Annotated in this window: 24 protein-coding genes and 2 tRNA genes; 21 read left to right on the top strand and 5 right to left on the bottom strand. The window is 67.2% G+C overall.

Features of this window, described 5'->3' with window-relative positions; genetic code table 11:
- Window positions 1-4: 4 nt before the first annotated feature.
- The 3 genes from BN13_RS02825 to BN13_RS02815 form a co-directional block, all read right to left on the bottom strand.
- A complete protein-coding gene (locus tag BN13_RS02825) occupies window positions 5-721 on the bottom strand; it encodes a hypothetical protein (protein WP_157038401.1) in 717 nt (238 codons plus the stop codon).
- A 78-nt stretch (window positions 722-799) separates the two neighbouring features.
- Window positions 800-1,690 (bottom strand): ABC transporter ATP-binding protein, encoded by an 891-nt coding sequence (locus BN13_RS02820; RefSeq protein ID WP_048544263.1) that lies wholly within the window; start codon window positions 1,688-1,690, stop codon window positions 800-802.
- A complete protein-coding gene (locus BN13_RS02815) occupies window positions 1,687-2,043 on the bottom strand; it encodes a GntR family transcriptional regulator (protein ID WP_048544262.1) in 357 nt (118 codons plus the stop codon). Before BN13_RS02815 ends, BN13_RS02820 begins: the two co-directional genes overlap by 4 nt.
- Before the next feature lie 177 nt (window positions 2,044-2,220).
- Between BN13_RS02815 and BN13_RS02810 the strand changes: the two genes are divergently transcribed.
- From BN13_RS02810 to BN13_RS02745, 14 genes are all read left to right on the top strand, one after another.
- Complete coding sequence (locus tag BN13_RS02810) at window positions 2,221-3,270, top strand: 3-isopropylmalate dehydrogenase (protein ID WP_048544260.1); 1,050 nt, start codon at window positions 2,221-2,223, stop codon at window positions 3,268-3,270.
- A 92-nt stretch (window positions 3,271-3,362) separates the two neighbouring features.
- Window positions 3,363-4,970, top strand: a complete 1,608-nt coding sequence (locus BN13_RS02805; protein WP_048544258.1) for an amino acid permease — start codon at window positions 3,363-3,365, stop codon at window positions 4,968-4,970.
- Window positions 4,952-5,884, top strand: coding sequence for a choline kinase family protein (locus BN13_RS02800; RefSeq protein ID WP_235433912.1), 933 nt, complete (start codon window positions 4,952-4,954; stop codon window positions 5,882-5,884). Before BN13_RS02805 ends, BN13_RS02800 begins: the two co-directional genes overlap by 19 nt.
- Window positions 5,877-8,363, top strand: a complete 2,487-nt coding sequence (locus BN13_RS02795) for a GcvT family protein (RefSeq protein ID WP_048544256.1) — start codon at window positions 5,877-5,879, stop codon at window positions 8,361-8,363. The genes BN13_RS02800 and BN13_RS02795 overlap by 8 nt, the downstream gene beginning before the upstream one ends.
- Entirely contained in the window at window positions 8,360-9,145 is a 786-nt protein-coding gene (locus tag BN13_RS02790) for a FadR/GntR family transcriptional regulator (protein ID WP_084733528.1), read from the top strand. The genes BN13_RS02795 and BN13_RS02790 overlap by 4 nt, the downstream gene beginning before the upstream one ends.
- On the top strand, window positions 9,142-10,512 hold the full coding sequence (locus BN13_RS02785; RefSeq protein ID WP_048544254.1) for a glutamine synthetase family protein: 1,371 nt from the start codon (window positions 9,142-9,144) through the stop codon (window positions 10,510-10,512). Before BN13_RS02790 ends, BN13_RS02785 begins: the two co-directional genes overlap by 4 nt.
- A gap of 79 nt (window positions 10,513-10,591) precedes the next feature.
- Window positions 10,592-11,980, top strand: a complete 1,389-nt coding sequence (locus tag BN13_RS02780) for an aldehyde dehydrogenase family protein (RefSeq protein WP_048544252.1) — start codon at window positions 10,592-10,594, stop codon at window positions 11,978-11,980.
- 42 nt (window positions 11,981-12,022) lie between these two features.
- The gene (locus tag BN13_RS02775; protein WP_048544251.1) at window positions 12,023-12,799 is read left to right on the top strand and encodes a 3-oxoacyl-ACP reductase; all 777 of its coding nucleotides are present in this window, start codon (window positions 12,023-12,025) and stop codon (window positions 12,797-12,799) included.
- Window positions 12,800-12,818: 19 nt separating this feature from the next.
- A complete protein-coding gene (locus BN13_RS02770) occupies window positions 12,819-13,556 on the top strand; it encodes a gamma-glutamyl-gamma-aminobutyrate hydrolase family protein (RefSeq protein ID WP_201329038.1) in 738 nt (245 codons plus the stop codon).
- The gene (locus BN13_RS02765) at window positions 13,553-14,269 is read left to right on the top strand and encodes an LLM class flavin-dependent oxidoreductase (protein ID WP_048544243.1); all 717 of its coding nucleotides are present in this window, start codon (window positions 13,553-13,555) and stop codon (window positions 14,267-14,269) included. The genes BN13_RS02770 and BN13_RS02765 overlap by 4 nt, the downstream gene beginning before the upstream one ends.
- Before the next feature lie 136 nt (window positions 14,270-14,405).
- Window positions 14,406-15,503, top strand: coding sequence for a branched-chain amino acid aminotransferase (locus tag BN13_RS02760; RefSeq protein ID WP_048544242.1), 1,098 nt, complete (start codon window positions 14,406-14,408; stop codon window positions 15,501-15,503).
- Between the two features lie 246 nt (window positions 15,504-15,749).
- Window positions 15,750-17,342, top strand: a complete 1,593-nt coding sequence (cimA, locus tag BN13_RS02755) for a citramalate synthase (RefSeq protein ID WP_048544240.1) — start codon at window positions 15,750-15,752, stop codon at window positions 17,340-17,342.
- A 124-nt stretch (window positions 17,343-17,466) separates the two neighbouring features.
- Window positions 17,467-18,636 (top strand): RtcB family protein, encoded by a 1,170-nt coding sequence (locus BN13_RS02750; protein WP_048544238.1) that lies wholly within the window; start codon window positions 17,467-17,469, stop codon window positions 18,634-18,636.
- 169 nt (window positions 18,637-18,805) lie between these two features.
- Window positions 18,806-19,459 (top strand): hypothetical protein, encoded by a 654-nt coding sequence (locus tag BN13_RS02745; RefSeq protein ID WP_157038400.1) that lies wholly within the window; start codon window positions 18,806-18,808, stop codon window positions 19,457-19,459.
- Here the strand turns inward: BN13_RS02745 and BN13_RS02740 are convergent.
- On the bottom strand, window positions 19,456-20,310 hold the full coding sequence (locus tag BN13_RS02740) for a hypothetical protein (protein WP_048544234.1): 855 nt from the start codon (window positions 20,308-20,310) through the stop codon (window positions 19,456-19,458). The genes BN13_RS02745 and BN13_RS02740 overlap by 4 nt on opposite strands.
- A 54-nt stretch (window positions 20,311-20,364) precedes the next feature.
- On the opposite strand from BN13_RS02740, the gene BN13_RS02735 reads away from it, so the two are divergent.
- The 4 genes from BN13_RS02735 to BN13_RS02720 all read left to right on the top strand — a co-directional run bounded on the left by BN13_RS02735 (window position 20,365) and on the right by BN13_RS02720 (window position 23,144).
- The gene (locus BN13_RS02735; protein ID WP_048544233.1) at window positions 20,365-21,135 is read left to right on the top strand and encodes a fumarylacetoacetate hydrolase family protein; all 771 of its coding nucleotides are present in this window, start codon (window positions 20,365-20,367) and stop codon (window positions 21,133-21,135) included.
- 90 nt (window positions 21,136-21,225) lie between these two features.
- Window positions 21,226-22,743, top strand: a complete 1,518-nt coding sequence (gene gltX / locus BN13_RS02730) for a glutamate--tRNA ligase (RefSeq protein WP_084733527.1) — start codon at window positions 21,226-21,228, stop codon at window positions 22,741-22,743.
- 160 nt (window positions 22,744-22,903) lie between these two features.
- Window positions 22,904-22,975, top strand: a tRNA-Gln gene (locus tag BN13_RS02725).
- A 96-nt stretch (window positions 22,976-23,071) separates the two neighbouring features.
- Window positions 23,072-23,144, top strand: a tRNA-Glu gene (locus BN13_RS02720).
- 89 nt (window positions 23,145-23,233) lie between these two features.
- On the opposite strand, the gene BN13_RS02715 is transcribed toward BN13_RS02720, so the two are convergent.
- Window positions 23,234-23,986 (bottom strand): IclR family transcriptional regulator, encoded by a 753-nt coding sequence (locus BN13_RS02715; protein WP_048544230.1) that lies wholly within the window; start codon window positions 23,984-23,986, stop codon window positions 23,234-23,236.
- 99 nt (window positions 23,987-24,085) lie between these two features.
- Between BN13_RS02715 and leuC the strand changes: the two genes are divergently transcribed.
- The 3 genes from leuC to BN13_RS02700 all read left to right on the top strand — a co-directional run.
- A complete protein-coding gene (leuC, locus tag BN13_RS02710; protein WP_048544228.1) occupies window positions 24,086-25,480 on the top strand; it encodes a 3-isopropylmalate dehydratase large subunit in 1,395 nt (464 codons plus the stop codon).
- Between the two features lie 13 nt (window positions 25,481-25,493).
- Entirely contained in the window at window positions 25,494-26,087 is a 594-nt protein-coding gene (gene leuD, locus BN13_RS02705; protein ID WP_048544226.1) for a 3-isopropylmalate dehydratase small subunit, read from the top strand.
- 172 nt (window positions 26,088-26,259) lie between these two features.
- Window positions 26,260-26,604: HU family DNA-binding protein (locus BN13_RS02700; RefSeq protein ID WP_162199904.1), on the top strand; the 345-nt coding region annotated here is incomplete at its 3' end.

Raw genomic sequence — 26,604 nt, 5'->3', positions numbered from 1 at the left:
GCGATCAGACGGTGGCCCGGCGCACGGCGGCGTAGGAACCAGCCAGGAAGGCGGCAGCCACGGCGGCGACGACGCTAACCGAGAGCCATTCGCCCCACGCGTCTTGCCACGCGAGGACGCGTGCTTCGTTGGTGGCCGCGAGCGCCAGCAGGGCGAGCGCCGCGACACCGATGGCGGCGCCCCACATGACCGTGCGCACGGTGCCGTAGGCGCGAAAAAGCGTGCCGAAGAGCGCGCCGCCGGCGAGGCAAGCCATCGCCGTGACGAAGAGCCCGACAAAGAGGAGCGTGACGTCTCCATTGCCGAACATATGGACGTCAAAGACGTGTACGCCGATGAACCAGTGGTTGGTGAGGTATTCAAGGCCCAGGCCCACGACCGCGGTGGTGGCCGTCACCGCAGAGGTGAGGACGAAACCCAGGGCGGTTCCTGCCCAGAAGTTGCGGCGCGTGACGCCGAGCGCAAGGGCGAGAGCGAAGTTGCGTGTTGCGGCGTACACGCCAACCGAGACAAGGAAGCCCGGTGCGGAGAAGAGCACTCCGAAGTTGTTGCGCGTGCTCTCCCGAACCTCTTCGGACAGCGGGAAGCCCTGCATGGTGCCGATAATCGCGAGAATCGCCACGCTGAGAACGACGACGACCGCGAAGATGAAGAACGGGACCCCCAGGACGAAGTAGCGGTTGGCCAGGTAGAGGCGCATTGATCGGAGAACGTGAGTCATTGCGGGAGTCCTTGGAGAGGCGTGGCCGGCTGTTGCCGTGCCTGGTGGCACGGGGTGATGGTCGCGGGCGTGCCCATGTCAGGCCGCTTCGTGGTTGCTATTGCCCAGGGCGGCGACGAGGCCCTGAAGTGACGTGGGCGAGACGCGGAGCCGGGCGGTCTCGGCTGCCTGGCGCGCTGCTTCCGTCAGGGGTCCCAGCGTTGTGACGGTCGCCGTCGGCCCAAGGGTGCGGCGAGTCAGTTCCTGGTGGGAGGTATGGTCGCGCAGCCAGCCATCCAGGGCGACGGCCGAGCCGTTGATGGTGAGCCCGAGAGATTCGGCTTCGTCCAGCGGCGCCTGCAAGGCGACCCTGCCCTGGTTGAGCACAACGACCTCCTCGAGCAGCGGCGCGGCCTCGTCGACAAGATGGGTAGACATGATGATCGTGCGCGGCTGGGCGCCATAGGAGCGGATGAGCTCCTCGTAGAAGGTCTCTCGCGCACCCGGATCCAGCCCCAAGTAGGGCTCGTCGAGGAAGGTGAAATCAGCCCGCGAGCCGAGTGCCAGCACGATCGCCAGGGCCGATCGTTGGCCGCGAGATAGCTTCTTGACCACCGTGGCCGGTGGGAGTCGAAAGCGGTCAACCAAGCGGGTGGTCGTGGCGGCGTCCCACGTCGGGTAGAAGGTGGGAGCGATGCGCAGGACGTCCCGCACTTTGAAAGCGTCGTTGTAGAGCTGGTTTTCGCGGATGAAACAGAGCCGCTGCGCCTGGCGTGGGTCCTCGCCGAACTCTCGGTCGTCCAGGAGCACGCTTCCTCGGGTTGGGAAGGTGTGGCGGCTCATGAGCGACATCAGCGTGGTCTTCCCGGTGCCATTCGCGCCGAGCAGGCCATGGATCTTGCCGGCCTCGAAGGTGAGGTGGAGGTCGTCGAGAACGGTGTGGTCGCCGTAGGTCTTCGTCAGGCCGATCACGGAAATGCCGGCGGTCATGAGTGGTCCTTATCGAGGAGGGCGTGGAGTTCTGGGTCGGAGATACCAAGGCGTTGCGCCTCGGTCCGTAGAGGCGCGATGAACTGGTCGTGAAAGTCATCGAGCCGCCGCTTGCGGAGCAACTCGGGCGCGTTGTCCGCCACGAACATGCCGAGGCCACGTCGCTTCACCAGCAGGCCTTCGTCGACGAGGCGGTTGAGCGCTTTGCCGGCCGTGGCCGGATTGATCCGGTGGTGCGCGGCCAGTTCGTTGGTCGAGGGGACCTGTGCGTTGGGTGGGTAGGTCCCGACGAGGATGTCGTCCGCAATGGCGTCGGCAAGTTCGACGAAGATCGGTCGTGGGCCGTCGATCACACCTGCCTCCTTGGTTAGTTACATGACTAATGAACCAAAGAACGCGGCGGTTGTCAATTGGAGGGTGGCGCTGCCATTTCCCAGGTCTGAGACCGGCAGCGCGACGCTATTGGCCGAAGGTTCCGCGATCTGGGACGAGCGGTCCGCATCACAAGACGCGCGCCTAGGCTCGCGGGTATGGCCAGCTCTGCATCCACGTCCTTCTCGCTCGCCGTCATCGGGGGGGACGGCATCGGTCCCGAGGTTGTTGCCGAAGGGTTAAAGGTCCTCGATGCCGTGGGTGTCTCGGCCGCAACCACCGACTATGACCTCGGTGCGCGGCGGTGGCACGCGACCGGAGAGACGTTGCCGGACAGCGTGATTGGCGAGCTGCGAGTTCACGACGCGATCCTCTTGGGCGCCATCGGTGACCCGAGTGTGCCGAGCGGGGTCCTGGAGCGGGGCGTGCTGCTGCCGCTGCGGTTCGCGCTCGACCACTACGTCAACCTGCGCCCGGCGCGGCTCTACTCCGGCGTGGCCAGCCCGCTGGCAGTTGAGCGCGTCGCGCCGAACGGCATCGACTTCGTCGTCGTCCGCGAAGGCACCGAGGGACCCTATGTCGGTAATGGCGGGGCGGTGCGCGTCGGCACACCGAACGAAATCGCGACCGAGGTCAGCGTTAACACGCGATTCGGTGTCGAGCGGGTGGTTCGGGATGCGTTCGCCCGAGCCCAGGCGCGACCCCGCAAGCACCTGACGTTGGTCCACAAGCACAACGTCCTCGTCAACGCCGGCCACCTGTGGCGGCGGACCGTGGACGAGGTCGGTGCGGAGTTCCCGGACGTCGAGATCGGCTATCAGCACGTCGACGCGGCGACGATCTTCCTCGCGACCGACCCGGGCCGCTTCGATGTCATCGTCACCGACAACCTCTTCGGCGACATCATCACCGACATCGCCGCCGCCATCGCCGGCGGCATCGGGCTGGCAGCAAGCGGAAATATCAACCCGGAGCGGTCGGCCCCGAGCATGTTCGAGCCGGTCCACGGCTCAGCACCGGATATCGCCGGTCAGGGCAAGGCGGATCCGACGGCGACGATCTTGTCCGTCGCCATGCTGCTGGACCACTTGGGTTTGTCGGAGCAGAGTGGTCGAGTCGAGGCGGCCGTGGCGGCTGACCTGGCCGAGCGCGGGACTGCCGCGCGCTCGACGAGCGCGATCGGGGACGCGATCGCCGCCCGCGTCTGAAACGCAGTCACGATTGCATTGCACCCCTTTTCAAAGCAGGGGTGCGTCGCTAACATCGGTCCAACTTCGCACCATTGTGATTGGGGTTGGGTATGTCGGATCTGTCTCACCTGAGCGAGGACGAACGCCTCCTCGCGGAGCTCGGCTACAAGCAAGAACTCTCGCGTAACTGGTCGGGGTTCTCGAACTTCGCCATCTCGTTCTCGATCATCTCGATCCTCGCCGGGTGCTTCACCACCTTCGGCCAGGGCTTCAACAATGGCGGTCCCGTCGCGATCTCGTGGGGCTGGCCGATCATCTCGATGTTCATTCTCATCATTGGCTTCACCATGTCTGAGTTGGTGTCGGCCTACCCGACCTCGGGCGGGATCTACTGGTGGGCCTCAAAGATGGGCGGGGCGCGCGCCGGCTTCTTCACGGGGTGGCTGAATCTCATTGGCCTCATTGCGGTTACGGCATCCGTGGCCTACGGCTGCGCGACCTTCATCGACCTGACGCTCAGCACCTTCTCCACCTCGTATGCGGGTGGCTACTCGCTGACCCGCGTCTTCCTGATCTTCCTCGTGGTCCTCGCGTTGGCGGCCATCCTCAATATCTTCAGCGGCCACCTGATGGCCATCATGAACAACGTCTCGGTCTGGTGGCACGTCTTCGGTGCGGCCCTGATCATCGCGATTCTCATCATCGTGCCGGATCACCACCAGAGCTTCAGCTATGTCTTCACCGAGCGCTTCAATAACTCGGGCTATTCCGGCGGCTCGACCGACACCGCGAAGTACTGGTTCCTGGTCCTGCCATTGGGTCTGTTGTTGACCCAATACACGATCACCGGCTTCGATGCCTCGGCGCACCTGTCCGAGGAAACCGCGTCGGCAACCAAGGCGGCCGCACGGGGCATCTGGCAGTCGATCTTCTATTCCGCGATCGGCGGGTGGATCCTCCTGCTGTGCTTCCTCTTCGCCGTCCCCAATGGCGCCGATGGAAAGCCGGACAACGCCGGCGTCGGTGGCGGCGGCGTGGCCTACATCTTCACGCATTCGATGAACGAGTCGTGGGCATCGCTCATCCTGTTCATCTCGGCTGCCGGTCAGTTCTTCTGCACGACGGCGTGTATGACGAGCGCCTCCCGGATGACCTTCGCGTTCAGCCGAGACGGCGCAGTCCCCGGCTCGCGCCTGTGGTCGAAGCTCTCGGCGAGCAAGGTGCCGGCGAATGCCGTGCTGCTGGCCGCCGTCGTCAGCGCGATCATCACCCTCCCGGCGCTCGTCCAGGTCAATCTCGGCACCGAAGAGGAGCCGCTTATCGTTCCGGTCGCGTTCTATGCCGTCGTCTCGGTCGCGGTCATCGGCCTTTATCTCGCCTTCCTCGTCCCGATTTGGCTGCGTTGGCGGATGGGTGACGCCTTCCGCGTCGGCTCGTGGAACAACGGGTCGAAGTACAAGTGGATGAACCTCGTTGCCGTCATCGAGATTGCCGTCATCTGCATCTACTTCATCCTTCCGTTCACCCCGGCGGCCGTTCCCGGCAACGAAAACTTCCACTGGAAATACGTCAACTACGCACCCGTCCTGACACTCGGCTCGTTGGTCGTGCTCGCCATCTGGTGGCAGGTGTCCGCGCGCAAGTGGTTCACCGGACCGAAGACCACCCTCGACGGTGCCCTGGCCGACATGGGTGAGCAGTGGCGGGACGGCCACTGAGCGACATCGAGGATCTGCTGCCGCTGCTACGCCAGCTGAAATGTGTTGGCGGGCAGCAGATCCAGGCTGAGCTGCTGCCGGGTGGCTTGACCAATGTCAATGTTCGCGTCCGCACCCACGAGCAGGACGTGGTGGTCCGCATCTCGCCTCCGGCCGCAGGGCTACTCACCATCGATCGCGATGTCGAGTTTCAGAACAGCAGCCACGCAGCCGCCGCGGGCGTAGCGCCAGAGGTGATCGAGTACCTCCCGGGCAAAGGGGTTCTCGCGGTCGAGTTCGTGCCCTCGCGGACCCTGGACGAGGTCGACGTCTCGCGGGACCTCGCGCGCATTGCCGCGACCCTGCGCACGCTGCATAAGACCGCCTCGTCCTTTGTCAACGAGTTCGACATGTTCGCCACCCAGGCGCGCTATCTCGCCTTGCTCACCGAGCGTGGCTGGCCCGTGCCATCTGGGTATGCCGCGTTGGCGCCTGCCTGGGGGCGACTGCGAACCGCGTTGCGCTCCAACCCAGAGCCCCGCGTCCCCTGTCACAACGATCTGCTGGCGGCCAACTTCCTCGATGACGGGGACCGATTGTGGATCATCGACTTCGAGTACTCGGGCAACAACGAGCCGGCGTTCGAGCTCGGGAACCTCGCCCAGGAGAACCACCTCGATGATGCACAGCTGGCGACACTGGCCACCCACTACTACGGCGCCGATGACGAACGACTGGTGGCCCGTTGTCGTCTGTGGCAGATCGCGAGCGCCTATGCCTGGACGCTGTGGGGCCTGATCTCGGCGCGAACCAATCCGCTGGACTTCGACTTCGAGGGCTGGGGGCTGGAGAAGTTCGAGCGGGCCCGGTCGGAGATGGCGGACCCCGGCTTCGAGATGTTGCTGAGGCTAGGGTCGGCGAGCCGCGATGACTGACCTGCCGGCCCGCACCCGCGTCGTCATCATCGGCGGCGGAGTCATCGGGTGCTCCGTGGCCTATCACCTCGCCCACCTCGGGTGGACGGATGTCGTTCTGCTGGAACAGGGAACGCTCTCCTGCGGCACGACCTGGCATGCCGCGGGACTTGTCGGTCAGCTGCGCGCGAGCGAGGCGAGCACCCGGCTCGTGCAGTACTCCACTCAGCTCTATGGCCGGCTCGAAGCCGAGACCGGGCTCGGCACCGGCTATCGCGTATGTGGCGGAGTCACCGTCGCGCGGACCCCCGAGCGAATGGTGCAGCTGCAGCGCACGATCGCCAGCGCCGCGGCATACGGCCTGGAGTGTGAACCGTTGACGCCGGCCCAGGCGGCCGACCGCTATCCGCTGCTGCGCACCGACGACCTGCTCGGCGCCATCTGGCTGCCCGGCGACGGACGGGCCAATCCAGCCGACCTGACGCAGGCGCTCGCCAAGGGCGCTCGCCAGCTCGGGGTGCGCATCCACGAACGCGTCCGGGTGACCGACGTGCTGCTCGACAAACGGGACAGCCATCCGCGGGCGACGGGCGTGCGCACGGATGCCGGCGATATCGAGGCGGAGTATGTCGTCAACTGCGCCGGCCAATGGGCCAAGGCCGTCGGTGCCCTGGCCGGGGTCACCGTGCCGCTGCACTCGGCAGAGCATTTCTACGTCGTCACCGGCCAGATCGAGGGTGTCCATCGGGACCTGCCGATCCTGCGCGATCCCGATGGCTACACCTATGTCAAGGAAGAAGTCGGGGGTCTGCTCGTCGGAGGTTTCGAGCCCGAAGCCAAGCCGTGGGTGGCGCCCGACCAACTGCCATACCCCTTCGAATTCCAACTCCTGGAAGAAGATTGGGAGCACTTCGAGATCCTCATGGATTCTGCGGTGCACCGGCTGCCGGTGCTGGCCGAGACGGGGATTCGCAAGTTCTACAACGGCCCCGAGTCATTCACTCCGGACAACCAATTCCTCATCGGGGCCGCGCCGGAGGTGGACGGCTTCTACGTCGCCGCGGGCTTCAACTCGGTCGGCATCGCCTCGGCCGGCGGGGCCGGGATGGCCCTGGCCGAGTGGATCGTCGCGGGCGAACCCACGATGGATTTGGTGTCCGCCGACATTCGGCGCTTCTCGAGCTTGCAGGGCGACAACCGCTGGCTGCGAGCCCGGGTCGCAGAGGTGCTCGGTCTGCACTATTCCGTGCCCTGGCCCAACCGGGAGATGGAATCGGCACGGCCGCAACGGATGTCGCCGCTGCATGAGGCCATCGTCGCCCAGAATGCGGTTCTCGGCACGCGCAATGGCTGGGAGCGCGCCAATGTCTTTGCGCCCCTGGGGGTGCCTGCCGTCCTGGACTACCGCTGGGAGCGGCCGGCCTGGGTGGACTGGTGCGTGGCCGAGCAGATCGCGACACGCGAACGGGTCGCGATCTTCGAGCAGACCTCGTTCAGCAAGTACCTCATCAGCGGCCGCGACGCCCTGACCGCGCTGCAATGGCTGTGCGCCAACGACATTGACGTGCCCGTCGGGACCGCCGTCTATACGCCGATGCTCAACTCGCGCGGCGGATATGAAGCCGATGTCACCGTCACCCGGACCGGTGACGATGCCTTCTTGATGGTCAGCAGCGCCGCGACCACAGTTCGCGATCTCGATTGGCTGCGTCGTAACGCGCCGTCTGGCACCGCATGGCACGTCGAGGACGTCACCGACGCCTTGGCCGTCATCGGAGTCATGGGGCCGCGAAGCCGCGACCTGCTGGCGACCTGCTCGCCGGATGATCTGTCCGACAACGCCTTTCCCTTCGGCACCAGCCAGGGGATTCGGCTCGCCGGCGTGACCGTGCGCGCCACGCGGATCACCTATGTGGGCGAACTGGGGTGGGAGGTTTACGTCCCCACCGGCGATGCACCGGCGGTGTATGCCGCCCTCACTGCGGCCGGGGAAGCCCTCGGTGCCAGACCTGCGGGCTACTACGCCATCGACGCGCTGCGGCTGGAGAAGGGCTATCGCGCCTTCGCCCGTGAACTCGCCCCCGACCTGACACCGGTCGAGGCCGGCCTGCTCTTCGCCTGCAAGCTGCGCACGGACATCGACTTCCTCGGCCGGTCGGTCCTCGAGGCCCGCCGGGCGGCCGGTCCTCGGCGGCGCGTGGTGTCGTTCACGGCGGAGGAGGGCACGGCATACCTCTGGGGCGGGGAACTCGTGCGCCGTGATGGCGAGCCCGTGGGGCAGGTGACCAGCGCGGCCTGGGGCGCGAGCCTCGGCAGCGCCGTCGGGCTGGCCCTGATCGGCCCGGGCGGCGAGGCGACCGCCACGCTCGGGTGGATCCAAGCGGGGAGGTATGACGTGGACCTCGCCGGACGCAGGGTGCCCATCAGCGTCAGTCTCCGGGCGCCATACGATCCGGATGGGCACAAAGTGCGCCCCGATGAGGGAGAAGGACGACGATGACGGCGGCACGTGCTCTGCCGGCGCCGCCGCACGATCCGGCCGGCCCGGCTGGTCTTGCGTTGCCCGATGCGGTGCTGCGGCCCGTATCCGGCAATGCCTTCGAGGTGACGATCGAGCAACTCGCGACGGCGATCCGCTTGGGCGTCTTCACCCGAGGTGAGGCACTGCCGCCGGAACGCGAGCTCGCCGAGCGGCTGGGCGTCTCGCGCAACACCCTGCGCGAGGCCATCGCCGCCCTACGTGAGGCGGGTTTCGTCGCGACACGGCGCGGTCGTGGCGGCGGCACCTGGGTGACCTATGCCGGCACCGAACCCGGTGCCGCAGGGACGGAAGTCGCCGATGGCATCGACGTCGAGGACGCCCTGAGCTTCCGCGAAGTTGTGGAGCCGGGCGCGGCGGAACTCGCGGCGCGACGCACCCTGACCGCGGACGAACGCGCGTGGCTCGCGGCGAGTTGCCGAGCGGTTCGCGAGGCGCCGGACAATGCCGCCCACCGGGTGGCCGACAGCCGGCTGCATCTGGCCATCGCCGCGCTCGCCGGATCGCCGATGCTCGTCGACTCGGTCACCCGGGCGCAGGCCACCCTGCATGAGCTGCTGAGCGCAATCCCGGTGTTGCGCACCAATATCGAGCACTCCAATGACCAGCATGATGCCATCGTCGAGGCGATCCTCGGCGGCCAGCCCGAGGCGGCCCGCATCGCGATGGGCGAACACTGTGAAGCCACCGCCGCGCTGCTGCGCGGCCTGATCGGACCACGCCGGGAGAAAGGATCACGATGAGCACAGGCGCACCACGGCTCACGATGGACACGCTGCGAGCCGAGATCGACAGCGGCGAAATCGACACCGTCATCGTGGCCTTCACCGACATGCAGGGTCGGCTCCAGGGCAAGCGGCTGCACGCGCGCTTCTTCCTCGACCACGTCCTGGCCCATGGCACGGAGGGGTGCAACTACCTGCTCACCGTCGATGTCGAGATGAACACCGTGCCCGGCTACGCGCTCACCTCCTGGGAGCGGGGGTATGGCGATATGTTCTTCGACCTCGACCTCGACACCTTGCGGCGCACGCCGGGCGAGCCGAACGCCGCGATGATCCAGTGCGATCTGTCCTGGCTGGACGGGTCGGGTGAGGTCGCGCAGTCGCCGCGCACCATCCTCAAGAAGCAACTGGCTGCCGCGGCCGAGCTGGGCTATGGCGCCTTCTGCGGGACCGAGCTGGAGTTCATCCTCTTCGAGGACACCTATGACGCGGCCTGGGATCGGCGCTATCTCGGGCTGACGGGCGCGAACCGCTACAACATCGACTATTCGATCCTCGGCGGCGCGAAGGTCGAGCCGGTCCTGCGCGACATCCGCAACCAGATGTATGCCGCGGGCATGAATGTCGAGTCGGCCAAGGGTGAGTGCAACCTGGGTCAGCACGAGATCGGCTTCCTCTATGACGAGGCCCTGCGCACCTGCGACAACCACACCGTCTACAAATACGGCGCGAAGGCGATCGCGGCCGCGCACGGCCAGTCGATCACCTTCATGGCGAAGTATGACGAGCGGGAAGGCAGCTCCTGCCACATCCACCTGTCGCTGCGAGGGGATGACGGCACGATCGTCTTCGCGGACGACGATCGCCCGGGCGGGCGGAGTGAGCTGTTCGAGTCCTTCATGGCGGGCGTGCTCGCCACGATGCGCGAACTCACCTATTTCTATGCGCCGAATATCAACTCCTACAAGCGATTCCAGGTCGGCTCGTTCGCGCCGACCGCGGTGGCCTGGGGCAGCGACAATCGCACCTGCGCCCTGCGAGTGGTCGGCCACGGCGCCGGGCTGCGGGTCGAAAACCGGGTGCCGGGCGCTGACGTCAACCCCCACCTGTCGGTCGCCGCGATGCTCGCCGGGGGCCTGCACGGCATGAGAGAAGGTCTGACTCTGGAAGCCGAGTGCGTCGGGAATGCGTATGAAGCCGACCTCGCCCACGTGCCGATGACCCTGCAGGAGGCCCGCGACCTGCTCGACGCCTCCGCCGTGGCACGGGCCGCCTTCGGCGATGACGTCGTCGACCACTATGTCCACGCGGGGGACACCGAGATCGCCGCCTTCAATGCTGCCGTCACCGACTGGGAGCGCGTCCGAGGATTCGAGAGGTTGTAAGTCACCCCACGAAGTTCTCGCTCCTCCGTCGCTCGATACTTCGCGGGGACCCCGACCCTCTGAGAGAAAGTGCCCGACATTGACTACCACGCACGATGTCATCAATCCGGCGACCGAGCAGGTCGTCACCACCATCGACCTGGTCGGGGTCGAGGAAACCGACGCCGCCATCGCGAAAGCCGTTGCGGTCGGCCCCAATTGGCGGGCGGTGAGCCCGGCGGATCGCGGGCTGCTGCTGCGCCGGTTCGCGGATGTGGTCGAGGCGCACACCGAGGAACTCGCGAGCCTCGAGGTGCGCAATGCCGGCCATACGATCGGCAATGCGCGCTGGGAGGCGGGCAATGTCGTCAATGTCCTGCGCTACTACTCCGCGGCACCCGAGCGGCTGTTCGGCAAGCAGATCCCGGTCGCGGGCGGCCTCGATGTCACCTTCAAGGAGCCCCTTGGGGTTGTATCTGTCATCGTTCCGTGGAACTTCCCGATGCCCATCGCGGGCTGGGGTTTCGGCCCTGCCCTCGCGGCGGGCAATACCGTCGTCCTCAAGCCCGCCGAACTGACGCCGCTGACGGCGATCCGGCTGGGGGAGTTGGCCGTGGAGGCGGGGCTCCCTGAGGGCGTCTTTACTGTGCTGCCCGGCAAGGGTTCGGTCGTGGGGGAGCGCTTCGTCACCCACCCGGACGTTCGCAAGGTCTGCTTCACCGGCTCGACCGCGGTCGGCCAGGGGATCATGCGCAAGGCGGCCGACCAGCTCAAGCGGGTGACCCTCGAACTCGGCGGCAAGAGCGCCAATATCGTCTTCGCCGATGCGGACGTGGAGAGGGCCGCCGCCAGCGCGCCGATGAGCTTCCTCGACAATGCTGGCCAGGACTGCTGCGCACGCACCCGAATCCTGGTGCAGCGCAAAGTCTTCGACGACTTCATGGAGCGCTTCGAGGGCGCCATCAAGGCGGTGCGCGTCGGCGACCCGGCCGATGCGTCGATCGAGATGGGCCCGATGGTCAGCGCGGGCCAGCGCGACACCGTCCGGTCGTTCGTCGAGGACGCCGGGGCCTTGGGGTATGCCGCGCCCGACATCGCCTTCCGCGGCTCGGCCCCCGAAGGGGCCGGCTGGTGGTACCCGCCCACCGTCCTGCTCGCCCATGGCACCACCGATCGCGCCTGGACTGAGGAAATCTTCGGCCCGGTCGTCTCCGTCATGCCCTTCGAGGATGAAGCCGAGGCGATCCGGCTAGCCAACGACACGGCATACGGCCTCTCCGGCTCGATCTGGACCCGCGATCTGGGGCGCGCGATCCGCGTCGCCCGCGGGGTCGAGGCGGGCAACCTCTCGGTCAACAGCCACTCCTCGGTGCGCTACTCCACGCCCTTCGGCGGCTTCAAGGCCAGCGGCATCGGCCGCGAACTCGGCCCGGACGCCCTGGACGCCTTCACCGAGACCAAGAACGTCTTCTTCGACACCTCTGCCTGATCCCATCCCGAAAACCCCTCTGAGACAAAGGAATCACCCGACATGGTTGAACGTCCCGGCCGCATCGAGGGCAAGGTCGCCGTCGTCACCGGAGGCTGCTCCGGCATCGGCTTGGCGACCGTGCGCCGCTTCGCCGAGGAAGGCGCAAAGGTCGTCATCGCCGACCTCAACGACGACCTCGGCGCCCAGCTCGCGGAGGAACTCGGCGGCACCTATGTCCACTGCAATGTCGCCGACAAGGCCGAGGTGGACAACCTCTTCAAGGTCGCCTTCGACACCTATGGCCGCATCGACATCGCCTTCAACAATGCCGGGATCAGCCCGCCCGAAGACGACTCGATCCTCGACACCGACCTGGAGGCCTGGGACAAGGTCCAGCTCGTCAACCTGACCTCGGTTTACTTGTGCTGCAAGGCCGTTCTGCCCTACATGCTGGAGCAGAAGTCCGGCTCGATCATCAATACCGCCTCCTTCGTCGCCATCCTCGGCGCGGCCACCTCGCAGATCTCCTATTCCGCATCCAAGGGCGGCGTGCTGTCGATGACCCGCGAACTCGGCGTGCAATTCGCCCGCGAAGGCATCCGCGTCAACGCCCTGTGCCCCGGCCCGGTCAACACCCCGCTGCTGAAGGAACTCTTCGCCAAGGACGCCGAGCGCGCCGCCCGCCGCCTCATCCACGTCCCGATGGGCCGCTTCGGGGAGCCGGAGGAGATGGCCAATGCCGTCCTCTTCCTCGCCTCCGATGAGTCGAGTTTCATGACAGCCAACACCTTCCTCGTCGACGGCGGCATCTCCGGCGCCTATGTCACCCCGCTCTGAGGTGACTCCTGTTCTTGGGGTGTCGCCGCGCCCCGTCATCGGCATCTCCTGCTATGTCGAGGAGGTCGACCGCATCCCCTGGCGGGCGCAGCGCTCGGCCGTGCTCCCGCAGATGTATGTCGAGCACGTCCAGGCGGCCGGCGGCATCGCCGTCGTCCTGCCCCCGCGTGAGGACGTCGACCCCGAGATGGCCCGCGCCGTCCTGGCCCGACTGGACGGCCTGATGATCGCCGGCGGCGCCGATGTGGAGTCGAGTCGGTATGCTGCGCAACCGCATTCGACGGCGCAAGCACCTCGGCGCGATCGGGATGCCTGGGAGATCGCGCTCGCCGACGCGGCGGACGATCTGGACCTGCCGACCCTCGGCATCTGCCGGGGGATGCAGGTCCTCGCCGTCGCCGCGGGCGGAGCGATCGAGCAGCACCTCCCCGACCGGGTCGGTCACGACGCCCACCTCCCGACGCCCGGGACGTATGCCGCCCACCCCGTCTCCGTGGTCCCCGGCACCACCCTGGCCGGCCTCCTCGGCGAGGCCGATTTGGACGTCCCGACCTACCACCACCAAGGTGTGGATGCGGGTTCGCTGGACCACACGGCGTACCGCATCAGCGCCTGGCACGCCGACGGGACCCCGGAGGCGATGGAGAATCCGGAAGCCCGCTTTCGGCTGGCCGTGCAGTGGCATCCCGAGGCCGGCACGGACGGCCGGCTGTTCGACGCGTTCGTCACAGCAGCCCGCGAAAGAATGGATGCATGAGCAGCCGAGTCGGCTACCAGATCCCCAACTTCAGCTATCCCGGTGGTGATCCGCGCGCGATCTTTCCGACCGTCCAGCAGCAGGCCCGCGAAGCCGAGGCGGCCGGCTTCGACTTCGGCACCTTCACCGACCCCTTCGAGAAGCTTGACGAGGCACTGCAGATCATCGCCCCGATGCTGCACGGTGAGCGCCCGACGCTCTCCGGCAAGCACTATCGGGCCGTCACCGCGATGAACGAGCCGCGGGTGCGCGACGACATGCCGATCATGCTCGGCGGCTCAGGCGAGAAGAAGACCTTCCGCCTGGCCGCGAAGTATGCCGATCACCTCAACATCATCTGCGATCCCGCGCTCATCCCGGCCAAGCTCGAGGCGCTGGCCGCGCGGTGCGCGGAGAACGGCCGCGATCTCGCCACCCTGGAGACGTCTTTCCTTGCATTTGTGCTGATGGACGAGGACGGCGACGCCGCCCGGGCGCTGCAGCGCACGTTGATGCTCAAGTCCGGCGTCGACATCGACACTCTCGACGCAACGACCCGGGCCGCGATCACCGCCCGGCAGTTCGTCGGGACGCCCGAGGAGGTCGCCGCCGATATCAAGGCGCGCGTCATCGACGCCGGCATCCCCGGCATCGTCCTGAACATGATCGGCAACGGCCACGTCCCCGGCGTCGTCACGATGGCCGCCGAGGCGCTGCGCCCGCTCATGCACTGACGCCCGATCACACCGGGCCCGCGTCGACGCGAGACGCGATGCGGGCCCGGCGGTGGAGCGTGACTACCCTGGGAAGCAGAACCGGTCGGCGACGCCCGACCCCCGGCAACGGCCAAGGAAGGCAGGCGCACTCGCGATGGCGCTCTCATTCGAACTCTCCGCCAACCCGAATCCCGCCAGCGAGGCAGAACGGTCCGCGATTTTGGAGAACCCGGGCTTCGGCAAGCACTTCACCGACCACATGGCGGTCGCGACGTGGACGAAGGACGCAGGCTGGCATGACGGGCGGGTCACGGCATACGGCCCCATCTCGTTGATGCCGAGCGCCGCGGTGCTGCACTATGCCCAGGAGATCTTCGAAGGCCTGAAGGCTTATCGCCATGCCGACGGCTCGATCTGGTCCTTCCGGCCCGAGGCCAACGCCCAGCGCATGGCGCGCAGCGCCGCCCGGCTCGCGCTACCCGTGCTGCCCGAAGAGGACTTCATCGCCTCGCTTCGCGCCCTCGTAACGGCCGACCAGGCCTGGGTGCCGGAGGCGCCCGACGGCAGCGAAAAGAGCCTCTACCTGCGGCCGTTCATGTATGCCAGTGAGGCCTTCCTCGGCGTGCGCCCCGCCAACGAGGTGACCTTCTCGGTCATCGCCTCCCCGGCCGGCGCCTACTTCTCCGGCGGCCTCAAGCCGGTAACCTTGTGGATCTCCCAGCACTATGCCCGCGCGGGTGCCGGCGGCACGGGGGCCGCGAAGTGCGGTGGCAACTACGCCTCCTCCCTCGCGGGGCAGTTGGAGGGGATCGAGCACGGCTGCGACCAGGCCGTCTTCCTCGACGCTGCGACCCAGACCTTTATCGAGGAGCTGGGCGGCATGAACCTCTTCTTCGTCACCAAGGACAACCGCCTGCTCACTCCTGAGCTGACCGGCTCGATCCTTGAGGGCGTCACCCGCAGCTCGATCCTCGATCTCGGCAAGGAACTCGGCCTCGACCCGCAGGAGCAGCGCATAGAGATCGAGCAGTGGAAGGACGGCGTCGCCTCCGGCGAGATCGTCGAGATCTTCGCCTGCGGCACGGCCGCGGTCGTTACCCCGGTCGGTGAGTTGCGTTGGGAAGGTGGCAGCACCCCGTCGACCGCCGGTGCCGCTGGGGGCGAGATCACCAATGCGATCCGCAGCCGCCTGCTCGACATTCAGTATGGCCGGGTCGAGGACACCCACGGCTGGCTGACGCAGCTGGCCTGACGAGGCCTCCCCGCCGGCCCCATCGCAGCACCGGTCGGTGGGGAGGTCCGAGCCTGGGGCGAGTGGTCGGCATACGGACGGCCTTGGCTGTCGCGGGCGGATGTGTAGAGTGAGCGTGTGACCTTCGCGAGCATGATTATCCACTAGCGCAACGAGACCTCTCGTTGCGCCGACCTCCCAGCCCTGGGGGGTTTTTTGTTGCCCGCCAGGCCGATTGACCGACCACGTTCAGACAAGGTGAAGCACATGAGCGACCTGCACGTCTACGACACCACGCTGCGCGATGGCGCGCAGCAAGAGGGGCTCAACCTCTCGGTGACGGACAAGCTGGCGATTGCCCTGCACCTGGACGAACTGGGGGTCGGCTTCATTGAGGGCGGGTGGCCGGGCGCGAACCCCAAGGACACGGAATTCTTCCGGCGCGCGCAGAGCGAGCTGACGCTGCGCAATGCGACGCTGGCCGCCTTCGGCGCGACGCGTCGGGCGGGTGGCCGGGCCGATTCGGACCCGTTGGTGCGGGCCCTGCTCGACTCTGGGGCATCCGTCGTGACGCTGGTGGCCAAGAGTCATGGCGGGCACGTGGAGCGGGCGCTGCGGACGACCCTCGCGGAGAACCTCGAGATGATCCGCGACACGGTGACCTTCCTTCGCGGCGAAGGCCGCCGCGTCTTCGTGGACGCGGAGCACTTCTTCGACGGCTACCGGACCGATCGGGCATACGCCCTGGAAGCGGTGCGCGCCGCGGCCGAGTCCGGCGCCGAGGTGGTCGCCCTATGCGACACCAATGGCGGAATGCTGCCCAACGAAATCGCGGACATGGTCGGTGATGTCGTCGGCGCGACCGGCGCGCGGATCGGCATCCACTGCCACAACGACACTGGCTGCGCCGTCGCAAACTCGATGGCCGCGATCGACGCGGGCGCCACGCACGTGCAGGGGACCATCAATGGGTATGGCGAGCGCACCGGCAACGCCAATCTCGTCACCATCGTCGCCAACCTGCAGATCAAGCAGGAGCGCGACCTCATCGAGCCGCACCGCCTCGCCGAGGCAACCCGGATCTCACATGCGATCAGCGAGATCACCAATGTCGCGCCCTACAGTCGCCAGCCCTACACCGGCTCCAGCGCCTTCGCGCACAAGGCCGGCCTACACGCCAGCGCGATCAAGGTCGACCCCGACCTCTACCAGCACACTGATCCCAAGGCCGTCGGCAATGACATGCGAATGCTGGTGTCGGACATGGCTGGTCGCGCCTCGATCGAGTTGAAGAGCCGCGAGTTGGGCTTCGATCTGGACTCCGGCTCGGAGCAGGACAAGGCCAAGGTGGCGCGGGTGCTCGCGACCGTCAAGGACTTGGAGCTGCGTGGCTACACCTTCGATGCGGCCGATGCGAGCTTCGAGTTGCTGCTGCGCCGGGAACTCGACGGCAAGCTGCCGGACTTTTTCGACGTCGAGTCGTGGCGGGTTATCACCGACAGCCGCGGCGAGCAGGACGCGCTGTCGGAGGCGACGGTGAAGGTGAGCGCGGCGGGCAAGCGGGTCGTGCAGACCGGCGAGGGCAATGGCCCGGTCAATGCGCTCGACCACGCCCTGCGGCAGGCACTCGCGTCGGCCTATCCCGAACTCGCCGACCTGGAGCTGGTCGACTACAAGGTGCGCATCCTCGACACCGAGCATGGCACCGACGCCATCACCCGCGTCCTGATCGAGACCTCCGACGGCTCGACGACCTGGTCGACGATTGGTGTGGCCGCCAACATCCTCGAGGCGAGCTGGGATGCCCTCTTGGAGTCGGTGACCTATGGCCTGATCCGGGCGGGCGTCGCCCCGCGCTAGCGCGTCGACTGCTCTTGCACGGCGGAAAATGCCAGGCAGGGCAGCGCCATTCGCCGCTATCGTGACCAGGCTCGGTGCCCGCCGGGTCACCCGCTCACGGGTGCGCACGAGAGAGTTCACGCCAATGCAGAAGCTCGCTCCCAGGTTGTTCAACTGGGCGAGCATCCTCGACGACGCCACGGCCGCGCAGGCCAAGTCCGCGTCGACGATGCCCTTCATTCACCCGCATCTAGCGCTGATGCCCGACGCCCACCTGGGCAAGGGCGCAACCGTCGGGTCGGTCATTCCAACGCTCGGCGCGATCATGCCGGCCGCCGTCGGCGTCGACATCGGTTGCGGCATGATCGCCGTCCGCACCGGCCTGCACGAGTCCGACCTTCCTACCGATCGGGCTAGCGTCCGGGTCGCCATCGAGAACGCGATCCCGCTGTCGGCCGGCGCGCGCAACCAGCGGATCAGCCGCGAGCACACGATCGCCCGGCTGGACCAGCTGCGGACCCTCGCGGACGACGCGGGGTTCGACCCCGCGGCATACCTCGGGGCCTGGGATCTGCAACTGGGCACCCTCGGCTCGGGCAACCACTTCATCGAGATCACGCGGGACGAGACCGGCACGGTCTGGCTCTTCCTGCACAGCGGGTCGCGGGGCGTCGGCAACAAGATCGCTCAGCACCACATCGGCGTCGCACAGAAGCTGTGCCAGCAGTGGTGGATTCCGTTGCCGGACAGGGATCTTGCCTACCTCGTGGAGGGCACCGACGAGTTCTGGGCCTACATCCGGCAGATGCGGTGGGCGCAGACCTACGCGCTGCTGAACCGGGAGGAGATGATGGACCGGTTGCACGCGTGCGTGCAGGACTGGGTGGGCGCGCCGGTGGAGCGGCTGGAGGAGATCAACTGCCACCACAACTACACCGAGCAGGAGACGCACTTCGGCAAGCAGGTCTGGCTCTCCCGGAAGGGCGCCATCTCGGCTCGGGCCGGTGGGGCCGGGCTGATCCCCGGGTCCATGGGGACGGCGTCGTATGTCGTTGCGGGACTGGGCAATCCGCTCGCGCTGAACTCGGCACCGCATGGCGCCGGCCGGGTGCACTCGCGGTCCGTGGCCCGGCGGACCTTCACCCAGGAGCAGTTGCGGGCGGCGATGGCCGGCATCGAGTTCCGCGACACCGCAGCCTTCATCGACGAGATCCCGGCGGCCTACAAGGACATTGACCAGGTGATGGCGGACGCCGCCGACTTGGTGGAGATCCGGCATACCCTCCGGCAGCTCATCAACGTTAAGGGCGACTGAGCTCGACGATCGACTTTGGTCGATCCGCTCCGAGACCGTGGGCCGATGTGCATCGGCCCACGGTCGCGGTGAACTGCTTCCATGACGGCAACGGCAGGGGAGCGGGACAGCGGTGGGGGACAAGCCGATCCAAGTCTGGACGCTGCAGGTTGCCGACCAGCAACATGTGGTGACATCTCAGGAAGCCGGGTGGGCCAAGCGGCTGGTCGTCTGGTGTGTCGACGGCATCGAGGTCGCGTGCAAGGCGTCGGGGGAGGACAAGCTCGTTCTGGTGCCAACCGTCCCCGCGGACAAGGCTTTTGGGGCGATGCGGGTGCTCCACAGTGCCCTATCGGCGCCGCGTCGGGCCATCTGGTTCGAGGGGCCGGAGGCCCACGGCGCAGCCCATCTCGGCGTCGGGGGTGTCGATCTGGAACCGGAGCCCGGCTCGCCGCTCGCCCTCCGGGAGGAGCGGATGGCTGCCCGGCCCCGCCTGTATGCCGCGCGGCACGTCGCCGTCGGCGTCGCGAAGGTCGTCGGGCCTCTTGCGGTGGCTTGGCTGCTCGCTCGCCTCGCGGCGATGTTCAACTTCTCGGTGCCGTTGCCGGACCTCGATCTGTCCAACCTCCCCGACATTCCTTGGCCAGACCTACACCTTCCCTCGATTCCGTGGCCCGATTGGGACATGCCGGGCTGGCTGGTGTGGCTGGTCGATCACGCCAAACTCGTGCTCCCCATCCTCGTGGGAATCGCGTTGGCGCGCAGCGAGGTCAAGCGCCGTGCGACCGCGGCCAGGCGCCGCGACGCCCTACGTCGCCGAGGCGATCCGACGGACGGGAACTAGTCGATCGCTACCGCGGCCAGGACGGCGAGGAGGCGGCGGCGCAGGTCGTTCGAGCGCTCGGAGAAGGCGCGCTGCGCGGCGGCATACTCGCTCTTGCCCTCGGGGGTCTCGATCCGGATGGGAGCGTAGCCGAGGTCGACCAAGTCGTATGGCGACGCCTGCATGTCGAGGACGCGGATGTCGCGGGCCAACTCGAAGGCGTCGAGGAGCACGTCCCCGGGGACTAGGGGCGTGAGCTTGTGCGCCCACTTGTAGACATCCATCCCCGCGTGCAGGCAACCCGGCTGCTCCTGCCACACCTGGCCTTCCCGCGTCGGCTGAGTTGCATTGCGCGGCACGGCATCCGGGGTGAAGAAGCGGTAGGCGTCGAAGTGGCTGCACCGCAACTGATGGGACTCCACGACGCGATCGGTCTCGGTGGGGGACAGTCGCAGCGGATAGTCTTCATGGCGAACCTCGCCCGGCGCCAGGCGATAGACCATCGCCCACTCATGCAGCCCGAAACACCCCGTAAACGCCGGCCGAGTCAGGGTCGCAGTCAGCAGCGAGCGGACGAAGGTGATCGTCGTCGCGCGCTTCGCCGCGACCGCAACACGGTCGAGCGCGACCCCGCCGTCGGCGAGGGTGAGGTAGCCGGACCAGGTGGCACGCGGCATACGTCCAGCGTCGTCCAGGACCACCCCCGGCCCGGGGTGCCACCGGCGCAACTTGCCCGGCGGGAAGTTGTAGTAGCGGAAGAGGAAATCCTCCACCGGATGCTTCGCCCCGCGCCGTGCCAGATGTGCGACCGTCAGTCGGTCGGCGCGCGCGGCATGTGCGGACTCACGTTCCTGCCACTCCGGGCGCGACATCCGAATTGCGTCCACCCATCCACCGTAATCGGCGCGCACATAGAGTCTGGACTCATGCGGATCGTGCGGTTCAGCGCCGGGGAGGACCCGGCATACGGCGTCTTGGAAGACAACGGGCGGGTCGTGGCCGAGATCGTCGGCGACCCCATCTATCAAGGGGTTCAGTTCACGGGGCGGCGCCTCCCGATCGACGACGTGCGCCTGCTCGCCCCGGTGATCCCGCGCAGCAAGGTCATCGGGATCGGGCGCAACTACGCCGACCACGCCAAAGAGATGGGCAATGACGTCCCGACGTCACCGCTGGCCTTCCTCATCCCGAACACCTCAGTCATCGGTCCCGACGACCCGGTGGTCATTCCGTCCTTCACGAATGAGGTGCATTACGAGGGCGAACTTGCCGTCGTGATCGGCCGCATCGGCAAGGACGTCCCGAAGGCGCGGTGGCGCGAAGTCGTCTTTGGCTACACCTGTGCCAATGATGTCTCCGCCCGCGACCTGCAACGCGACGACGGCCAATGGGCGCGGGCCAAAGGCATGGACACCTTCACCCCGCTGGGCCCCGCCATCGAGACCGACCTCGACCCGGCGGGTCTGCGACTGGTGACCCGGCGGGATGGGGAGCTGGTCCAGGATGCGACGACGGCAGATCTCATCTTCGACGTGCCCACGCTCATCGAGTACCTCTCGGCGGCCTTCACGCTGCTGCCTGGCGACGTCATCCTGACCGGGACACCGGCCGGGGTCGGTCCTGTGGATCACGGGAGTCGGGTCGAGGTCGAGATCGAGGGCATCGGCACCCTCGCCAATCCGTTCGTGCGCCGGTGACCCGCAACCACACTCACCACAACCACACTGGCCCGCAACCACACTGACCGTCACCCAAAGTTTGGGCGGTAAACCTAGAATCGGGTCACTATGAGCAAGCACAAACTCGGTCCGGTCCGCCTGCGTGTGGCCCCGTCGCCGACGGGCGATCCCCATGTCGGCACGGCATACATGTCGCTCTTCAATCTCGCGTTCGCGCGGCAGCAGGGCGGGCAGTTCCTGCTGCGCATCGAGGACACCGATCGCGCGCGCTTCCGGGCGGACAGCGAGAAGCAGGTATTCGACATGCTTCGCTGGCTCGGTCTCAACTGGGACGAGGGTCCCGACATCGGCGGCCCGGTCGGTCCTTATCGCCAATCCGAGCGGCTCGACACCTACCGGCCCTATGTCAAGAAGTTGCTGAAGTCCGGGCACGCCTACAGGTGCTGGTGCAGCCCGGAACGCCTCACGCAGATGCGCGAGGCGCAGCAGAAGAACAAGCTGCCCACCGGCTACGACCGACTCTGCCATGGCAAGACCGAGGACGAGCGGCGCGAACTGCCCGGGTTCAGCGAGACGCCGGTCGTGCGGATGCTGATCCCGGACGATGTCTCGCTGACCTTCACCGACCTCATCCGCGGTGAGGTCAACGCGCCGCGCCCCGACGACCAGGTCATCCTGAAGGCCGACGGTTTCCCGACCTATCACCTCGCCGTGGTCGTTGACGACCACGAGATGAAGGTGACACATGTCGTGCGCGGCGAGGAGTGGATTTCGTCAACGCCGAAGCACCTACTGCTCTACAAGTGGCTCGGCATCGACGCCCCTCAGTTCGCGCACATGCCGCTGCTGCGCAATGCCGACAAGTCCAAGATCTCCAAGCGCAAGAACCCGGCCGCCCGCCTGACCTGGTTCGTGGAGGAGGGCTACCTCCCCGAGGCGCTCGTGAACTTCCTTGCGCTGCTTGCCTATCCGCCGGCGCAGGACGCCGAAGGCAATGATGTCGAGAAGTTCGGCTTCGCCGATTTCGCCCGCGACTTCGCGTGGTCGAAGGTCAACCCGGTCGGACCGATCTTCGACCTGAAGAAGCTCGAATGGCTCAACGGCGTCTACATCCGCGAGTTGGCGCTGGGCGACTTCACTTCACGGCTGCTGCCCTATCTGGAACGCGCCGACGTGCTGTCGGGCAACCCGAGCCTCGGCGAACTCGGTCGGCTCAAGGACGTCGCGGCGCTGATCCAGACCCGGATCTCCCTGCTCAAAGAGGCTGCACCTCTGGTGGCGCCGTTCTTCATCGCCGACGACCAATTGGTGATCCAGGATGACGCGCGCGCCGGGCTTGGCGACGACGCCGGGGAGGTCCTGGACAAGGCGATCGAGGTCCTTGGCAATATCGACGACCATCTCGCCTCGCTTGTCGGCGGGACGGACTGGAACGCCGCCAATCTCGAAGGCCACCTTCGCGCGGGAATCGTCGACGGCCTCGGAAAGAAGGCACGCGTCGCCTTTGGGCCGATCCGCACCGCGGTCTCGGGGGCGCGCATTTCGCCGCCGCTGTTCGAGTCGATGGAGATCCTCGGCAAGACCTCGACCCTGGCCCGTCTGCACGCCTTGCGCGCGACTCTTTGACCGAACCCACGAGTCGTATGCCGTGCCCTCCCCGGCGGGGAGGGCACGGGATCGCGTGATAAGCCGCGGCGATTTGGGCCGCTGCGGGCATTGCCGGTAGAGTTGCACCTCGGTTCACCGGCCGCGCGTGCTTCGGCACGAAGGGTCGGGGATACCCCCATGGGGTATGGTGTAATTGGCAACACTAGTGATTCTGGTTCACTCATTCTAGGTTCGAGTCCTGGTACCCCAGCTTTCCAAAGCCGCTTGCGCGGCTGCGGATTCGGTGGTCGTCATATCTTCGAGTATGGTTACCCCGCTGCGCTCGCCTCGTGTGAGCGCACCTCTTGGCCCCGTTGTGTAGCGGTCTAGCACGCCGCCCTCTCAAGGCGGTAGCGCGGGTTCGAACCCCGTCGGGGCTACCGAGAAGGACCCGATGCCTCAGGGCATCGGGTCCTTATCTTTTCTCCACCTGGAGAGCCCGTGGGCGTCACCCGGACAGTCGTGGGCGTCAGTCGGACTGCGCGCGGGCGGCTGCCTCCTGCGCCGCGGCGTGCCGCTGCAGGACTTCCGTGAGCTTGTTGGCGCCCGCGATGACGGTTGCAGCGTGCAGGCGCCCGGGCTGCCGCGACAGGCGCTCGATAGGCCCAGAGATCGACACGGCCGCGATGACGCGGCCGGAGGGGGAGCGGACAGGCGCCGACACCGAGGCGACGCCCGGCTCGCGCTCGCCGACACTCTGCGACCAGCCGCGCCGGCGAACGCCGGACAGGGTGGTGGCGTTGAAGGCCGCGCCCATGAGGCCGCGGTGCAGCCGATCCGGCTCCTCCCAGGCCAGCAGCACCTGCGCCGCCGAGCCGGCGAGCATCGTCAACGTCGCACCGACAGGGATCGAGTCGCGCAGACCCACGGGACGTTCGGCGGCGGACACACAGACCCGGTGGTCACCTTGGCGGCGGAAGAGCTGCGCACTCTCGTTGGTGTGATCGCGCAACGCCCCCAGCACCGGGCCCGCGGCCGCCAAGAGGCGGTCCTCGCCCGCGGAGGCGGCGAGCTCGGCCAGGCGCGGCCCCAGCACGAAGCGCCCCTGCAAGTCGCGCGTCACCAAGCGGTGGTGCTCCAGTGCGACCGCGAGCCGATGGGCGGTCGGGCGGGCCAGGCCCGTGGCCGTGACCAGTTGGGCGAGAGTCGACGGACCGGACTCCAGTGCCCCCAAGACGATGGCGGCCTTGTCCAGAACGCCGACCCCGCTAGAAGTGTCCATGTCTTGATATTGCCGTCTCATTGCCTGAGACGCAAATTCTGGGCCCTCGGTCCCGTGCGAGCCTGCTCGGGTCGGTAGTTCCATCAGGAGGTTGTTCCAATGGCGGGCACGCTCGCAGAGAAGATCTGGGCAGACCACGTCGTCCGCTCCGCCGAAGGGGAGCCGGACATCCTCTATATCGACCTGCACCTGATCCACGAGGTCACGTCGCCGCAGGCGTTCGACGGACTGCGCCTGGCCGGGCGTCCGGTGCGGCGCCCGGAACTCACCCTGGCAACCGAGGACCACAACGTCCCCACCACCCCCGGTCCGATCACGGACCCCGTCAGCCTTACCCAGGTCGAGACCCTGCGCGCGAACTGCGCCGAGTTCGGCGTCACGATCTATCCCATGGGCGATGCCGAGCAGGGCATCGTGCACGTCGTCGGTCCGCAGCTGGGCCTGACCCAGCCGGGTATGACGATTGTCTGCGGCGACAGCCATACGTCCACCCACGGCGCATTCGGCGCGCTCGCCTTCGGGATCGGGACGAGCGAGGTCGAGCACGTCCTTGCCACCCAGACCCTGCCCCTCAAGCCCTTCAAGACGATGGCCATCAACATCAACGGCGACCTGGCGGAAGGCGTCACCGCCAAGGACGTCATCCTCGCGGTGATCGCCAAGATCGGCACCGGCGGTGGGCAGGGGTATGTTCTGGAGTACCGCGGGCCGGCCATCGACGCGATGTCCATGGAAGCGCGCATGACGGTCTGCAATATGTCGATCGAGGCTGGCGCCCGCGCGGGCCTGATCGCTCCGGACGAGACGACCTTTGACTACTTGTCGGGCCGCGATCACGCCCCGACGGGCGACGACTGGAACGCCGCCGTCGACTACTGGAAGACGTTGCGCACCGACGACGACGCCGTCTTCGACGAGGTCGTCGACATCGACGCCGCGAGCCTGACGCCGTTCGTCACGTGGGGCACCAACCCCGGGCAGGGATCACCGCTCAGCGCCAGCGTCCCCGACCCGGCCCTCATCCCGGACGAGAACGAAGCCCGCGCAGCCGAGGCCGCACTGGCATACATGGGACTCACCGCCGGAACCCCGCTGCGGGAGATCGCCGTCGACACCGTTTTTGTCGGCTCCTGCACCAACGGGCGGATCGAGGACCTGCGGGCCGCCGCCGCGATCGTCAAGGGGCGCCATGTCGCCGACAGCGTCCGCATGCTCGTCGTCCCCGGATCGGCCCGGGTTCGGCTCCAGGCCGAGTCCGAAGGCCTTGACAAGGTGTTCACCGCGGCGGGCGCCGAGTGGCGCCTGCCCGGGTGCTCAATGTGCCTCGGCATGAACCCCGACACCCTGGCTCCGGGCGAGCGTTCGGCCTCGACCTCCAACCGCAACTTCGAGGGCCGCCAAGGCAAGGGAGGTCGCACGCATCTCGTCAGCCCCCTCGTCGCCGCCGCGACCGCCATCCGGGGCACCCTCTCCTCGCCCGCCGACCTGGACTGATTGAGGACTCGCAATGCAGGCATTCACCTCCCACACCGGCATCGGGGTCCCGCTGCGCCGCAGCAATGTCGACACCGACCAAATCATTCCCGCGGAGTATCTCAAGCGCGTGTCACGCACTGGCTTCGAGGACGGGCTGTTCGCCGCGTGGCGCAAGGATGAGTCGTTTATCCTCAACCAACCCACGTATGCCGCGGGCTCGGTTCTCGTGGCCGGCCCCGACTTCGGCACGGGGTCGTCGCGCGAGCACGCGGTCTGGGCACTGATGAACTACGGCTTCCGGGTCGTCATCTCCTCGCGTTTCGCCGACATCTTCCGCGGCAACTCGGGCAAGCAGGGGCTGCTGACGGCCGTCGCGTCGCAAGACGATGTCGAGCTCATCTGGAAGTACCTCGAGAACACCCCGGGCGCCTCGATCACCGTCGACCTGACATCCCGAACCATCACTGCCGGCGACATCGTGGCGCCTTTCGAGGTCGATGACTACACGCGGTGGCGGCTGCTGGAGGGCCTCGACGACATCGGCCTGACCCTGCGCCACGAGGCCGCAGTAACCGAGTTCGAGTCAGCGCGCCCGTCGTTCAAACCCGTCACCCGGGGCGGGTGAGCACCCCCCGGGCGGCCGTCCGGGTCAAAAAGGTTGCGACACAACGGCACCAAGGGCCCCGTTTTGGTGGACGTGGGGCCGTTTGGGGCCTACCGTCTACCTGATCGGCGCAGCCAGCGAAGATCAAGATATGTCGGCCACCGCCGGCCCAAGTGACACGATGGAGTGCCCTATGAACAAGGCTGATCTCGTCCAGGCCGTCGAGGCTCGCCTCGGCAGTCGCAAGGCCGCAACGGAGGCCGTGGAGGTCGTCCTGGAGACCATCGTCCGTGAAGTGGCGAAGGGAAATCGCGTCTCCCTCACCGGTTTTGGCACCTTTGAGAAGGTCGCCCGAGCCCCTCGCACCGGCCGCAATCCGCGCACGGGCGAGACGGTGAAGATCCGCAAGACGGCGGTTCCGCGCTTCTCCGCCAGCACCAAGTTCAAGGACTACGTCAAGGCTCCGCGCAGCCTGCCCAAGAACGGCCCGGCACTGGCTCGCGCCTCAGCGTCGGCCCCCGCCGCGCCCGCGGCTCCG

The organism is Nostocoides jenkinsii Ben 74 (assembly GCF_001046875.1).
Lineage (GTDB): Bacteria > Actinomycetota > Actinomycetes > Actinomycetales > Dermatophilaceae > Nostocoides_A > Nostocoides_A jenkinsii.
The sequence above is the reverse complement of the archived record's forward strand: the minus strand, read 5'-3'. Positions and strand labels throughout refer to the sequence as shown.

What these genes read in the sequence shown, in the direction of transcription:
- cimA (WP_048544240.1), top strand. Translation starts at nt 15,750, where the DNA reads ATGAGCGACCTGCACGTCTACGACACCACGCTGCGCGATGGCGCGCAG.
- BN13_RS02790 (WP_084733528.1), top strand. Translation starts at nt 8,360, where the DNA reads ATGACGGCGGCACGTGCTCTGCCGGCGCCGCCGCACGATCCGGCCGGC.
- BN13_RS02735 (WP_048544233.1), top strand. Translation starts at nt 20,365, where the DNA reads ATGCGGATCGTGCGGTTCAGCGCCGGGGAGGACCCGGCATACGGCGTC.
- BN13_RS02795 (WP_048544256.1), top strand. Translation starts at nt 5,877, where the DNA reads ATGACTGACCTGCCGGCCCGCACCCGCGTCGTCATCATCGGCGGCGGA.
- BN13_RS02750 (WP_048544238.1), top strand. Translation starts at nt 17,467, where the DNA reads ATGCAGAAGCTCGCTCCCAGGTTGTTCAACTGGGCGAGCATCCTCGAC.
- BN13_RS02760 (WP_048544242.1), top strand. Translation starts at nt 14,406, where the DNA reads ATGGCGCTCTCATTCGAACTCTCCGCCAACCCGAATCCCGCCAGCGAG.
- BN13_RS02715 (WP_048544230.1), bottom strand. Translation starts at nt 23,986, where the DNA reads ATGGACACTTCTAGCGGGGTCGGCGTTCTGGACAAGGCCGCCATCGTC.
- BN13_RS02785 (WP_048544254.1), top strand. Translation starts at nt 9,142, where the DNA reads ATGAGCACAGGCGCACCACGGCTCACGATGGACACGCTGCGAGCCGAG.
- BN13_RS02810 (WP_048544260.1), top strand. Translation starts at nt 2,221, where the DNA reads ATGGCCAGCTCTGCATCCACGTCCTTCTCGCTCGCCGTCATCGGGGGG.
- BN13_RS02775 (WP_048544251.1), top strand. Translation starts at nt 12,023, where the DNA reads ATGGTTGAACGTCCCGGCCGCATCGAGGGCAAGGTCGCCGTCGTCACC.
- BN13_RS02740 (WP_048544234.1), bottom strand. Translation starts at nt 20,310, where the DNA reads ATGTCGCGCCCGGAGTGGCAGGAACGTGAGTCCGCACATGCCGCGCGC.
- BN13_RS02820 (WP_048544263.1), bottom strand. Translation starts at nt 1,690, where the DNA reads ATGACCGCCGGCATTTCCGTGATCGGCCTGACGAAGACCTACGGCGAC.
- BN13_RS02765 (WP_048544243.1), top strand. Translation starts at nt 13,553, where the DNA reads ATGAGCAGCCGAGTCGGCTACCAGATCCCCAACTTCAGCTATCCCGGT.
- gltX (WP_084733527.1), top strand. Translation starts at nt 21,226, where the DNA reads ATGAGCAAGCACAAACTCGGTCCGGTCCGCCTGCGTGTGGCCCCGTCG.
- leuC (WP_048544228.1), top strand. Translation starts at nt 24,086, where the DNA reads ATGGCGGGCACGCTCGCAGAGAAGATCTGGGCAGACCACGTCGTCCGC.
- BN13_RS02805 (WP_048544258.1), top strand. Translation starts at nt 3,363, where the DNA reads ATGTCGGATCTGTCTCACCTGAGCGAGGACGAACGCCTCCTCGCGGAG.
- leuD (WP_048544226.1), top strand. Translation starts at nt 25,494, where the DNA reads ATGCAGGCATTCACCTCCCACACCGGCATCGGGGTCCCGCTGCGCCGC.
- BN13_RS02825 (WP_157038401.1), bottom strand. Translation starts at nt 721, where the DNA reads ATGACTCACGTTCTCCGATCAATGCGCCTCTACCTGGCCAACCGCTAC.